This is a genomic window from Tenacibaculum sp. TC6 (genome assembly GCF_050606265.1).
Classification (GTDB): Bacteria; Bacteroidota; Bacteroidia; order Flavobacteriales; family Flavobacteriaceae; genus Polaribacter.
Genome location: NZ_JBOCUK010000004.1, coordinates 23,243 through 35,995 on the forward strand (window position 1 = coordinate 23,243; position 12,753 = coordinate 35,995).

Genomic DNA, 12,753 nt, shown 5'->3' on the forward strand with positions numbered 1-12,753 from the left:
TAAGCTAACAAAATTCTAAATCTATTATATGTCGTCATTGCGAGCGAAGCGTGGCAATCTGTTTGAGGTTAGTGCTTTTCTTCATGAGATAACCACGTCGCTATGGCTCCTCGTTATGACGGTAATTTTAGAGTCAAGAGAATAGACCGCTTTGCTGTTAGAGTAAAGATGCCTTGTTTCTCTTTTCTTGTTTCTTTGTTCTCATTAAGTTTGTAATACATAAGCTAACAAAATTCTAAATCTATTATATGTCGTCATTGCGAGCGAAGCGTGGCAATCTGTTTGAGGTTAGTGCTTCTCTTCATGAGATAACCACGTCGCTCTCGCTCCTCGTTATGACGGTTTGCTACGTCACCTCGAACCTATGTGAGAGGTCTAAAGAATGCTTGTTACTCATTTTTATTGAGATTCCTCTCTATCGTTCGGAATGACGGTTTACCAATTCTTGATTCCTAATCCCTAATTCCTTTATAAGATAACCACGTCGCTTTCGCTCCTCGTTATGACGGTTTACTAATTCCTAACTCCTTTTAATACCTTCTCCAACAACGCTATATACAACGCAATCCCTTCTTCAATTTCTTGCAGATAAATAAACTCATCAGCGGTATGGGAGCGGGTACTGTCTCCGGGACCTAGTTTTAACGACGGACAACTCAACACGGCTTGGTCGGATAGGGTAGGAGAACCATAGGTTTCTCTTCCTAAGGCAATGCCTGCTTGTACCAGCGGATGGGTTACCGGAATAGAAGAGGAGTTTAAATGTAACCCTCTTGGCTCAATTTTACATGGAGCGTGTTCCTGTAAAAAGTCGCTTACTTCCTGATTGGTATATTGGTCGTTTACACGAACATCTACTACTAATTTTACTTCTGCGGGTATGGCATTGTGCTGCTTTCCGGCATTGATTTGTGTTACGGTGAGTTTGACGTCTCCTAAGGTTTCCGACGTTTTTTCAAACGTAATATCTTTAAACCATTGCAATACTTCAATCGTATTATAAATTGCGTTATCGTGATTCGGGTGTGCAGCATGGCTAGGAGTTCCGCTTACTTCGGCATCAAATACTACCAAGCCTTTTTCGGCAATGGCTAAATTCATTAACGTAGGCTCTCCTACAATAGCCACGTCAATCTTGGGTAAGGTTTTTAGCAATCCGTTTAACCCGTTAGGGCCGCTACTTTCTTCTTCTGCAGTTCCTGCAAATACCAAGTTGTATTGTAGGTTTTCTTGTGCATAAAAATAGGTGTAGGTTGCTAATAACGAAACCAAACAGCCTCCGGCATCGTTACTTCCCAATCCGTAGAGTTTTCCATCTTCTACCATAGCTTTAAACGGATCTTTGGTATATCCGTTGTTCGGTTTTACGGTATCGTGATGTGAGTTGAGTAACAATGTAGGTTTGCTATCATCAAAATATTGATTGATAGACCATACATTGTTTTGTGTTCGGGTATAGGGTATGTTGTATTCCTGAAACCAGTTTTCTAACAGTTGCGCCGTAAGGTCTTCTTCCGAAGAAAAAGAAGGCGTTTCTATCAGGTTTTTTAGTAAGGTAATGGCTTTTATGGTAAGTTCTTGTATCATCATAAGGCTAATGAGGTGTGTTTGTTTGTTGGGTTGAATACCATGTCTGTATTGCCTATATGTACTTTGTGTACGTGGTGTTGTAAGGCATGAAAACAGTTGTCTAATTTAGGAATCATTCCTTCAAAAATAACACCGTTTGCTTTTAATTCTGTATAGGTTTGGGTATTAATGTGCTCTAGTACCGAATCATCGTTGTTAACGTCGGTTAACACGCCCGGTTTTTCAAAGCAGTAATAGAGCTCAGTACTAAAGTGTGCCGATAAACCGATGGCAATTTCCGAGGCTATGGTATCGGCATTGGTATTGAGTAATTGTCCGTTTGCATCATGCGTAATTGCACAAAATACAGGGGTTACCCCATGATTGATTAATAGGGCAGGAAGCTCAGGGTTTACCTTTACTACATCTCCGGCAAATCCGTAATCAATAGGTTTTGCAGGACGTTTTACTGATACAATGGTGTTTCCGTCTGCTCCGGTAAAGCCTATGGCATTGGCATTGTAGGCTTGTAACTGAGCAACAATTTGTTTGTTGATTTTTCCGGCATATACCATAGTAATTACGTCTAAGGTTTGTGTATCCGTTACACGTCTGCCCTCAATCATGGTTACCGGAATGTTGAGTTGGCTGGCCAATTCAGAAGCTAATTTCCCTCCACCATGAACCAATACCTTCGGTCCTTCTAGCTGAGCGAAGTCTGCCAAGAAACTGTTCAACGCTTTTTCGTTGTTAATAATGTTTCCGCCTATTTTAACAATCTTTATGGTTTTCATTTATTGGTTGCTGGTTATTCGTTGTTGGTTGTTAGTGTGTGTTTTAAGAGATTGCTGCGCTTTGCTCGCAATGTCGTCATAACGAGGAGCGATAGCGACGTGGTTATCTCATAAAGGTTACTTGTTACCATCTTGTTAATTATTGTTACTTATAATAGCTTGTTCATTTTTTCTTGATAAAAAACGAACCAAAAAATCAAGTCTATACATAGGAAATTGCTACGCACCACTCATTTTCAAAGCTTCATGCTTAAAGCTACGCTTAGCACTTCCGCTTTTTCATTCGTTATTTCTTAGTATAGACGGTTTTCATTGCTATAATTGGTTTTTTGTATTCAACAGTTATTATCAATTAATTAAATAATAAGATTATTGTTCCATTGCTACATTGTTATATTACAAATGTGTTAATATCTCCTGCAATACTATCTGAGCTGCAAAAGTTCTGTTATTGGCTTGTTCTATCACCAATGCATTATCGCCATCTAAAACCGCATCTTCTGCTACTACATTTCTTCTGATGGGCAGGCAGTGCATAAATTTAGCAGCACCTATTTTTTCTTGCGTAATCATCCAGTTAGGGTCTTCGTTCAATATGTTACCATAGTCATTAAAAGAACTCCAGTTTTTAGCATAGATGAAATCGGCATTTTCAAAAGCTTTCTGTTGGTCATATTCAATAGGGAACTGTTTCGTGATTTCCGGATCTAGCTCATATCCTTTTGGATGAGTAATGACAAAATCTACCTCCATTCTGTGCATTAAGTGTATAAAAGCATTGGCTACCGAGTGCGGCAATGCCTTCGGGTGCGGTGCCCATGACAGCACTACCTTAGGTTTGGCTACCGTTTTAGTTTCTGTAATGGTAATGGCATCTGCCAACGCTTGTAGCGGATGGTCGGTAGCACTTTCCATATTTACAATAGGCACGGTGGCGTATTTTACAAAACTGTTCAGCACGGTTTCGGCTCTGTCTTTTTCTTTGTCCTCTAGGGTAGGGAATGCCCTTACCGCAATAATATCGGCATATTGAGAAATTACTTTGGCTGCTTCTTTAATGTGTTCAGAAGTGTTTAAGTTCATCACAGCACCATCTTCAAACTCCATGTTCCAAGCATTGGTAACGTTTAATACACTTACTTGCATTCCTAGGTTTTTCGCAGCTTTTTCAGTACTTAATCTGGTACGCAAACTAGCGTTAAAGAACAGCATAACTAAGGTTTTGTGTTGCCCTATATGCGTACATTGATACGGGTTCTTTTTTAACTGAATTGCCTTTTGTATGGTATCTGAAAGATTCTCAATATCGTTGATAGCGGTATATTTTTTCATGGTTTTGTATGGATGATTGCCTCTTTAGCAATCTATATTTTGGTATTACGTCACCCAGATGATTCGGGATTGGTAATAAGGTTGTTTATATGTTTCATTTGTATTTGTGGAGGTGTTATATAGAATGCGTTTTTCCGCGATTTTAGTTTAACTTGATGGTGTTGCATAGGTTGTTTGTTTTGAGTTGTTACTTATTAGATGCCAGGCTTAAGTCTATCTTGAACTACAGTTGAAAGACTCGCACTATCGTCATAACGAGGAGCGATAGCGACGTGGTTATCTTATAAAAACGAACTATTCAGCATGAATTAATTTTTAAGTTCTTTTTTTAGTGCGATGATAAAAGCATCTACATGCTCCTTTTGTAAGGTTAACGACGGCAAAATTCTCAATAGGTTAGGACTTTTAGCACTTCCTGTAAATACATGCTCGTTGAATAATAATGATTTTCTTAAGTTGGCAATAGGAAAATCAAATTCTAAGCCTAACATTAAGCCTCTACCTTTTATAGCTTTTAGTTGCGGAATGGTGGAAACTTGCTCAATAAAGTAAGCAGAAACCTCTTGTACATTCTTCATCAACTGTTCTTTTTCTATGGTATCAAGTACCGCTAAAGATGCCGCACAGGCTAAATGGTTACCACCAAAGGTAGTACCCAACAATCCGTGAGAAGCTTGAATGCTTGGGTGAATTAAAATACCGCCAATAGGAAACCCGTTCCCCATTCCTTTAGCCATAGAAATAATATGTGGCGTAATGCCATGTTTTTGAAAAGCAAAGAAATCACCCGTTCTACCAAATCCGCACTGAATTTCATCTGCAATCAGTACAGTGTTGTATTGTTGGCACAAGGTTTCCAATCCTTTATAAAAAGCGGTAGATGCTTCGTCTAAGCCACCAATACCCTGAATGGTTTCAATAATAATAGCGCAAACATCATTATTTTGAAGAGCCTTTTCAACACCTTCTAAGTCTTCAAACTCTAAAAAGATAACTTCTTGTTGTGCATTGATAGGAGCTATGATTTTAGGATTATCAGTAGCTGCTACTGCCGCAGAAGTACGCCCGTGAAACGAGTTTTTAAAAGCGATTACTTTTTGTTTGCCCGTGTGAAAAGAAGCTAGTTTTAAAGCATTCTCATTAGCCTCAGCTCCCGAATTACATAAGAATAACTGATAGTCTTTACAACCCGATAGTTTTTCTAGTTGGTCAGCCAATGCTACCTGTAACGGATTTTGAATGGCATTGCTGTAAAAACCTAGCTTACTTACTTGCTCGCTCACATTTTTTACATACGTAGGGTGTGAGTGCCCGATAGAGATTACAGCGTGTCCGCCATATAAATCTAAATATTGCGTGCCTTTATCGTCATAAACATATACGTCGTTGGCAGTTACCGGTGTAATATCATATAGAGGATATACGTCAAATAAACTCATTAGTTTTCTTTTTTTATGGTGTTAATTTTGTTGAATGAAGCAACCATTCCCTGTATTAAAGCGGCACTTAAACCTTTGTGTTCCATTTCATTCAAACCTTCAATAGTACAGCCTTTAGGAGTGGTTACTTTGTCTATTTCTTCTTCAGGATGATTTCCTGTGGCAATTAATAAATTGGCAGCGCCTTCACTGGTGTGCATGGCTAGTTCTTGTGCTTCTTTAGCATCAAAACCTAGCTGAATCGCCGCCTGTGTAGTGGCACGTATCAGACGCATCCAAAAGGCAATACCGCTTGCACATACTACGGTAGCTGCCTGCATTTGGCTTTCAGGAATCACCATAGAAGTACCTAATTGATTGAAAATAGTGGTTGCGGTTTGCAGGTGCGCTTTTCCTTGAGCATTGCTGCAAATACAGGTCATAGATTTGCCCACAGCAATAGCCGTATTCGGCATCGCTCTCATAATAATAGCGTCAGCTCCAATAAGGTTTTCTATTTTGTCTATGGAAAATCCGGTAATGGTAGAAATTAAGATATGCTTTTCCGTAAGTACCGAGGCGGTTTCTTTTAAAACTCCCTCAAAGTGTCTGGGTTGCACCGCAAAAATAATGATGTCTGATTGCGCAATGGCTTCCTCGTTGTTGGTACTGATGAAAACATTTGAGAGACTTTTAAACTCATTGAGTTCATCCGTATTTCTTTTCGTTAAGAAAAGTTGTGTAAACGAGTTGTGCTGTATCAATCCTTTTGCAATGGATTTACCTAAATTTCCTGTTCCTATAATTGCTATGTTCATCTGGAAAGCTTTGATTGTATGTTGTGTTGTTGCTCGTTAATCTCTTTGTAACTATTAGAAATAGGTTGCTTTTAGTTGCAATCCAGTATCTTCCTGAAAGCCAAACATCAGGTTCATATTCTGAATCGCCTGTCCGGAAGCTCCTTTTAATAAATTGTCAATTACACTGGTAATAAGTAATTTATTACCGTGTTTGTGTACATGAAGTAAACACTTATTGGTATTAACTACTTGTTTTAAATGCAACTCTTGGTCTGTTACATGCGTAAAAACAGCCTCTTTGTAATACTCAGTATAGAGTTGTGTGGCTTCTTCTAAAGTTCCTTCAAAATGGGTGTACAACGTAGCATAAATACCTCTGGAAAAATTTCCTCTGTTAGGCATAAACCACACATCATTGTCAAAACTGTTTTGAAGAGTATGCAAAGTTTGATTGATTTCTCCTAAATGCTGATGCGTAAAAGGTTTATAGTACGAAAAATTGTTATCTCTCCATGTATAATGCGTGGTAGCCGATAACGAAGTTCCCGCTCCGGTAGCTCCGGTTACTGCATTGATATGCACATCCTCTTGTAACAAGCCCGCGTTAGCTAACGGTAATAAAGCTAATTGGATAGCGGTAGCAAAACATCCCGGATTGGCAATATAAGATGCCTGTTGAATGGCTTCTTTTTGGAATTCCGGTAACCCATATACAAACTCTTTCCCTTGAAAAGTGCTGTCTGCTTCCAGTCTAAAATCATTCCCTAAATCAATAATTTTTGTATGATTTGAAAAGGTATGTGTTTCTAAAAACTGTTTAGAATGTCCGTGTCCTAAGCATAAGAATAAAACATCTACAGAAGTGTTGATTTCATTGGTAAAGGTTAAATCGGTACTCCCCACTAAATCCTGATGCACATTCGCTATTTTGTTACCTGCATTAGAAGTGCTGTACACAAAATTAATAGCCGCTTTTGGATGTTGTAATAAAAGTCTGATTAATTCTCCTGCGGTATATCCCGCCCCTCCAATGATTCCTACTTGTATCATATTGTTTGTTGTTTGCTCACTAAGTGAGATTTGTTTGTTGTTTGTTTTGTTATCCGTTTTTCAGGATAACCACGTTGCTATCGCTCCTCGTTATGACACGTCATTGCGAGTGAAACGTGGCAACCTGTTTTTTGGTTATTTATATTTAGTATTTAGACTAACAAAATTCTATATCCATTATATTATGTGTTGTCATTGCGAGCCAAAGTGAAGCAATCTGCTAAGAATAGTATTTCTTTTTATGAGATAACCACGTCGCTCATTTCGACTTTTGAGTTTACCTTGAGCGAAGCTGAAAGGCTCAATGACTGCTCCTCGTTATGGCACGTCATTGCGAGTGAAACGTGGCAATCTGTTCATTTTTTACTGTTCACTGCTCACTGTCTACTGATTCACCTGTTGATATATCTTATTCTGATTTCCTAATAACTTAATAAACCCTTTAGCATCTTCAGCGGTCCATCCTTTGTTCATTTCACCGTAACTACCAAATTTGGCATTCATTAAATCGTGAGGAGAATCAATTCCGTCTAAAGTAAAGTGATATGGTTTTAGCGTTACAAATACATCGCCGGTTACCTTTGCTTGGCTATTAGCAAAGAAAGCTTCCATATCTCTCATCACAGGATCTAAATATTGACCTTCATGCAAATGCATCCCGTAAAAACTAGCCAAATACTCTTTGTGTTGCAATTGCCATTTAGTTAAGGTGTGTTTCTCTAACAAATGGTGCGCTTTAATTGTGATTAACGCCGCTGCCGCCTCAAAGCCAACTCTTCCTTTAATACCTACAATAGTGTCGCCTACGTGAATATCTCTACCAATTCCGAATTTAGAAGCTAAGGCATTCAGTTGCTCAATATTTTGTTCAGGAGCTTTTTCATCGTCATTAACAGCGATTAATTCTCCCTTAAGAAAAGAAAGTTTTACTTGTTCCGGAGCCGTTTTAGTTACTTGCGAAGGATAGGCGTGTTCCGGTAACGGATGTTCTGAAGTTAAAGTTTCTTCACCTCCCACACTGGTTCCCCATAAGCCTTTGTTGACAGAATATTTAGCTTTTTCCCAAGACAAATCAATTCCGTTACTTTTTAAGTATTCAATTTCTTCCTGTCTTGAAAGTTGTAAATCTCTAATAGGCGTTATGATTTCAATTTCAGGAGCAATCGTTTGAAAAATCATATCAAATCGCACCTGATCGTTCCCGGCACCTGTACTACCATGAGCTATATAGCTAGCACCTATGCTTTTAGCGTAGTTTACTATCTCAATGGCCTGTATAATTCTTTCAGCACTTACTGAAAGCGGATAGGTGTTGTTTTTTAACACGTTACCAAAAATTAAGTACTTAATTACTTTGTTGTAATAATCAGTTACTGCATTGATGTTTTTATAGGTAGCCACACCCATGGTGTATGCATTGTGTTCAATTCTTTTAATTTCTTCGGAAGAAAATCCGCCGGTGTTTACACTAACCGCATGAACTTCATATCCTTGTTTTGATAAGCTTACCGCGCAATACGAAGTATCTAATCCGCCACTATAAGCAATTACCAGTTTTTTCATGTTGAGTTTCTTTTTTAGTGAATTAATTAGGTTTGTTGTGGATTTCCTTTATTACTAAGGAGCCAATTTTGGCTTGTTAAATCCATCAGTAGAAGGTTTCTCTTTTTTTAAATAGATACTTTCTTTAATTCTTTTTAATCGTTGAAAAACTTTCTCTTTAACCTTTACCTTTTCTGTCTTTGCTTTCGGATCGTATAGCATACCGGTACACAAACACATTTTTTGTTGTGTTCTTTGTAAAATATCATAGTTTATACAGGTCTGGCAGCCTTTCCAAAAAGAAGGATCTTCGGTTAATTCAGAAAAAGTAACCGGTTTATACCCAAGGTTACTATTCATTTTAATAACGGCTAAACCGGTAGTAATACTAAAAATTTTAGCATCAGGAAACTTAGTTCTTGATAAGTTAAAGATGTGCTCTTTTATTTTTTTAGCAAGTCCCATTCCTTGGTAATCAGGATGTACAATAAGTCCTGAGTTAGCCACAAATTTTCCGTGTTCCCAAGATTCGATATAACAAAAGCCGGCAAATTTATCGCCATCTAAAGCAATAACAGCATTACCTTGTTGCATTTTTGAAATAACGTAGTTAGGGTCGCGTTTAGCAATACCGGTACCTCTCTTTTTAGCTGCTTCTTCAATAGTGCTGCATATAATTTGCGCATAAGAGCTATGTGATGTGTTGGCAATAACAATTTTCATTGTTGTCTACTATTAAATAAGTGAAATATTATGATTACTTGTAATTTATACGATACATTCCGAAGTAGGAACCGGACACACCTGAGTTCCAAATAAAAATGACACCCTTACGGGCGAGGTCGAATTATGTTATGGCACAATACAGATTGCGTGTTATTTATAATAACATGATAACTACAAACGATAAAAAAATAAATGATTGAAATCAAAACGTAAAAAATAAAATTATACAATTACTCAGTTTACAAAAAGGAAAGAGCTAGCGCCGGTAAGAATTACCGCACTAACAAACTGGGTATATGAGTGTATATTTTACTTGTTTGCATGACGGCGCAAATCTATAAATTAATTTTTAATAATATCCATAAAAAGAAAAATAATTTTATAATTTATAGATATATAGAGGGTTACGTAGTGTTTGAAGGAAGTGTTCGTTATATTTTTTTTAAAAATAATTTTGGAGAATAAAAAAAAAATTAAATATTTGCAGTCAAATGAAAAAACAAGTATTAAATATTATTTCTATTATTATTGTCGTTGTGATTTACTCACAAGGATAGGGGAAGTAATATTTATAAATTAACATATATAATTTTAAAAGGCTTCCCAAAACGGGAAGCCTTTTTTATTTAAACGTAAAATGAATCAATTTTTAAACATCGTAGTTATCATCATTATTGTCATTATTAGCTCACCACCGAGTTGATGCAGATAGCTATTGTGTATAAAGAAAAGCCTGTATCAATGTTTTGATGCAGGCTTTTTTTTGCTAAGTGACTGTCATTCATGAGTAAAAAATAAATTACTGAAAAACAGTTGTTTATGTTAAAAAAATAAAAACTGAGAATCATTTTAGAAGAATAAATACAAGAAAAACAACAAAACATTAAAATAATTTCGAAAAACAAAACAACTAAGAAGATGTATTATAATGATGAAACCTTAATTTTTTACAACGGACAATTCGTAAAGGCAAAAGACGCTTCAACCAGTGTTTATGGACAAACTTTACACTATGGGAATGGTGTTTTTGAAGGAATCCGTTCGTATAAAACTTCTGAAGGAACTAAAATTTTTAAAGCTAAAGAACATTATGAGCGCTTAAAGTTTGGAGCAGAAGTAATGGATATAGAATTTAAGTACTCAGTAGAAGAGTTAACAGAACTTACTTATGAACTGTTAGAAAGAAACAATTTAGCAGATGCATATATCAGACCTATAGTAGTTACAGGAGAGAATATGGGCGTGTTTTCAGCTAAAGGTTCAGAATTAATCATACAATGTTGGGAATGGGGTAAATTGATGGGAGATAAATTGTTGAAGGTGAAAACATCACGTTTCCAACGTCCTAATCCAAAATCTTGTTTTGTAGAAGCCAAAGTAACCGGGCATTACATCAATTCTATCTTAGCTAGTAATGAAGTGAAAAAGGCAGGATATGATGAAGCTTTGTTATTGGATATGAATAATAACGTGGCAGAATGTTCCGGAGCTAATGTGTTTATGGAGAAAGAAGGGGTGTTGTATACACCTCCTCGCGGTCATATTATGGCAGGAATTACCAGAGCTACGGTAATTGAATTATGTCAAGAAGAAGGAATCCCGGTAGAAGAAAAACATTTTACTATTGATGAATTAAAACAGGCAGATAGTGCCTTTTTTACCGGAACTGCTGCTGAAGTTGTTGGTTTACAATCAATAGACGAGTATCAATTTCCACAAGCATGGGAGCAATCACACGGAAGTAAATTAATGAAAGTATATAAAGAAGAAGTTTTAGGGCTTCGTAAACACTGTTTAACAAACTAACAAATGGAGTTAAATAAATATAGTAAACGAGTAACTCAAGACGATACCCAACCGGCTGCACAAGCTATGTTACATGCTTTAGGGTTAACGAATGAGGATTTGAAAAAACCTTTTGTAGGTATAGCAAGTACCGGATATGAAGGAAATCCGTGTAATATGCATTTGAACGATTTGGCAAAATTAGTAAAGCAAGGAACTCAGAATGCAGATTTAGTAGGATTGATATTCAATACTATTGGGGTTTCTGACGGAATCTCTATGGGAACACCGGGAATGCGTTTCTCTTTACCATCTCGTGACGTAATTGCCGATTCTATGGAAACCGTAGTACAGGCAATGTCGTATGACGGATTGGTAACTGTGGTAGGGTGTGATAAAAATATGCCCGGAGCTTTAATGGCTATGTTGCGTTTAAACCGTCCATCAGTTTTAGTATACGGAGGAACGATTGCTTCAGGATGCCATGAAGGAAAAAAGTTAGACGTGGTGTCTGCCTTTGAAGCTTGGGGAGAGAAAGTAGCAGGAACCATTACGCAAAAAGAATATCAAAATGTAATAGAAAAAGCATGTCCGGGAGCAGGAGCTTGTGGAGGTATGTACACAGCCAATACCATGGCATCTGCCATAGAAGCATTAGGGATGAGTTTACCTTACAATTCTTCGAATCCTGCAATAAGTAATGAGAAAGAAGAAGAGTCTGTTAGAGCGGGTGAAGCCGTAAGATTACTTATTGAAAAAGATATTAAACCAACAGATATCGTTACTAAAAAATCCTTAGAAAATGCGATTCGATTGGTCACTGTAATGGGAGGTTCTACCAACGCAGTTATACACTTTTTAGCCATTGCTAAAGCGGCTAAAGTGGAATTTACCTTACAAGATTTTCAACGCATTTCAGATGAAACACCCTTCTTAGCCGATTTAAAACCAAGTGGTAAATACTTAATGGAAGACATTCATAGAGTAGGAGGAATTCCGGCAGTATTAAAATATTTATTAGAAAAAGGCTTGTTGCATGGCGATTGTTTAACGGTTACCGGAAAAACATTAGCAGAAAACTTAATTGAAGTACCTAGCTTAACAGAAGGTCAAGATGTGGTAAAACCTTTAGAGACGCCTATTAAAGCTACCGGGCATTTACGAATGTTATACGGAAACTTGGCAGAAGAAGGTTCCGTAGCAAAAATTACAGGAAAAGAAGGTTTGCATTTTAGAGGAAAAGCCAAGGTTTTTGAAGGGGAATATGAGGCTAATGATGGCATACGTGACGGAAAGGTAGAAAAAGGAGATGTGGTGGTAATTCGTTATGAAGGACCAAAAGGTGGACCTGGAATGCCGGAAATGTTAAAGCCTACTGCTGCCATTATGGGGGCTGGTTTAGGAAAAGATGTAGCCTTAATTACTGACGGTCGTTTTTCGGGAGGTACTCACGGATTTGTAGTAGGGCATATTACTCCCGAAGCACAAGATGGAGGAGCCATTGCCTTAGTAAAAGATGGTGATATGATTTCCTTAAATGCCGAAACCAATACTATAACCCTAGAAGTTTCAGAGGAGGAACTTCAAAAAAGAAAAGCAGCTTGGATAGCTCCGGCTTTAAAAGTAGAAAGAGGCGTGTTGTATAAATATGCAAGAACAGTATCATCAGCATCTAACGGATGTGTAACTGATGAGTTTTAAGAAGTAAATAGATAAAAAAACAAAAAGCTTTCAGCC

Annotated in this window: 10 protein-coding genes; 2 read left to right on the forward strand and 8 right to left on the reverse strand. The window is 37.3% G+C overall.

What is annotated here, in order from left to right; genetic code table 11:
- Nucleotides 1–513 precede the first annotated feature (513 nt).
- The 8 genes from ACQY1Q_RS03235 to ACQY1Q_RS03270 form a co-directional block, all read right to left on the reverse strand.
- Nucleotides 514–1,587, reverse strand: a complete 1,074-nt coding sequence (locus tag ACQY1Q_RS03235; RefSeq protein ID WP_431003973.1) for a M20 family metallo-hydrolase — start codon at nucleotides 1,585–1,587, stop codon at nucleotides 514–516.
- Nucleotides 1,587–2,363 (reverse strand): acetylglutamate kinase, encoded by a 777-nt coding sequence (argB, locus tag ACQY1Q_RS03240; RefSeq protein ID WP_431003851.1) that lies wholly within the window; start codon nucleotides 2,361–2,363, stop codon nucleotides 1,587–1,589. The genes ACQY1Q_RS03235 and argB overlap by 1 nt, the downstream gene beginning before the upstream one ends.
- A 396-nt stretch (nucleotides 2,364–2,759) precedes the next feature.
- Complete coding sequence (locus ACQY1Q_RS03245; protein ID WP_431003852.1) at nucleotides 2,760–3,695, reverse strand: acetylornithine carbamoyltransferase; 936 nt, start codon at nucleotides 3,693–3,695, stop codon at nucleotides 2,760–2,762.
- Nucleotides 3,696–4,003: 308 nt separating this feature from the next.
- Nucleotides 4,004–5,134, reverse strand: a complete 1,131-nt coding sequence (locus tag ACQY1Q_RS03250; protein WP_431003853.1) for an aspartate aminotransferase family protein — start codon at nucleotides 5,132–5,134, stop codon at nucleotides 4,004–4,006.
- On the reverse strand, nucleotides 5,134–5,931 hold the full coding sequence (proC, locus tag ACQY1Q_RS03255; RefSeq protein ID WP_431003854.1) for a pyrroline-5-carboxylate reductase: 798 nt from the start codon (nucleotides 5,929–5,931) through the stop codon (nucleotides 5,134–5,136). Before proC ends, ACQY1Q_RS03250 begins: the two co-directional genes overlap by 1 nt.
- 54 nt (nucleotides 5,932–5,985) lie before the next feature.
- The gene (argC, locus tag ACQY1Q_RS03260) at nucleotides 5,986–6,963 is read right to left on the reverse strand and encodes an N-acetyl-gamma-glutamyl-phosphate reductase (protein WP_431003855.1); all 978 of its coding nucleotides are present in this window, start codon (nucleotides 6,961–6,963) and stop codon (nucleotides 5,986–5,988) included.
- A gap of 384 nt (nucleotides 6,964–7,347) precedes the next feature.
- The gene (locus ACQY1Q_RS03265) at nucleotides 7,348–8,526 is read right to left on the reverse strand and encodes an argininosuccinate synthase (RefSeq protein ID WP_431003856.1); all 1,179 of its coding nucleotides are present in this window, start codon (nucleotides 8,524–8,526) and stop codon (nucleotides 7,348–7,350) included.
- 54 nt (nucleotides 8,527–8,580) lie between these two features.
- Complete coding sequence (locus ACQY1Q_RS03270; protein WP_431003857.1) at nucleotides 8,581–9,228, reverse strand: GNAT family N-acetyltransferase; 648 nt, start codon at nucleotides 9,226–9,228, stop codon at nucleotides 8,581–8,583.
- A 921-nt stretch (nucleotides 9,229–10,149) separates the two neighbouring features.
- On the opposite strand from ACQY1Q_RS03270, the gene ACQY1Q_RS03275 reads away from it, so the two are divergent.
- Nucleotides 10,150–11,037: a branched-chain amino acid transaminase gene (locus ACQY1Q_RS03275; protein ID WP_431003858.1), complete on the forward strand. Its 888-nt coding sequence runs from the start codon at nucleotides 10,150–10,152 to the stop codon at nucleotides 11,035–11,037.
- A 3-nt stretch (nucleotides 11,038–11,040) separates the two neighbouring features.
- Nucleotides 11,041–12,717 carry a dihydroxy-acid dehydratase gene (gene ilvD, locus ACQY1Q_RS03280; protein ID WP_431003859.1) on the forward strand — a complete coding sequence of 559 codons (1,677 nt, stop codon included), beginning with the start codon at nucleotides 11,041–11,043 and terminating at the stop codon, nucleotides 12,715–12,717.
- Nucleotides 12,718–12,753: the final 36 nt, after the last annotated feature.

What these genes read in the sequence shown, in the direction of transcription:
- proC (WP_431003854.1), bottom strand. Translation starts at nt 5,931, where the DNA reads ATGAACATAGCAATTATAGGAACAGGAAATTTAGGTAAATCCATTGCA.
- ACQY1Q_RS03250 (WP_431003853.1), bottom strand. Translation starts at nt 5,134, where the DNA reads ATGAGTTTATTTGACGTATATCCTCTATATGATATTACACCGGTAACT.
- ACQY1Q_RS03245 (WP_431003852.1), bottom strand. Translation starts at nt 3,695, where the DNA reads ATGAAAAAATATACCGCTATCAACGATATTGAGAATCTTTCAGATACC.
- ACQY1Q_RS03270 (WP_431003857.1), bottom strand. Translation starts at nt 9,228, where the DNA reads ATGAAAATTGTTATTGCCAACACATCACATAGCTCTTATGCGCAAATT.
- ACQY1Q_RS03265 (WP_431003856.1), bottom strand. Translation starts at nt 8,526, where the DNA reads ATGAAAAAACTGGTAATTGCTTATAGTGGCGGATTAGATACTTCGTAT.
- argC (WP_431003855.1), bottom strand. Translation starts at nt 6,963, where the DNA reads ATGATACAAGTAGGAATCATTGGAGGGGCGGGATATACCGCAGGAGAA.
- ilvD (WP_431003859.1), top strand. Translation starts at nt 11,041, where the DNA reads ATGGAGTTAAATAAATATAGTAAACGAGTAACTCAAGACGATACCCAA.
- argB (WP_431003851.1), bottom strand. Translation starts at nt 2,363, where the DNA reads ATGAAAACCATAAAGATTGTTAAAATAGGCGGAAACATTATTAACAAC.
- ACQY1Q_RS03275 (WP_431003858.1), top strand. Translation starts at nt 10,150, where the DNA reads ATGTATTATAATGATGAAACCTTAATTTTTTACAACGGACAATTCGTA.
- ACQY1Q_RS03235 (WP_431003973.1), bottom strand. Translation starts at nt 1,587, where the DNA reads ATGATACAAGAACTTACCATAAAAGCCATTACCTTACTAAAAAACCTG.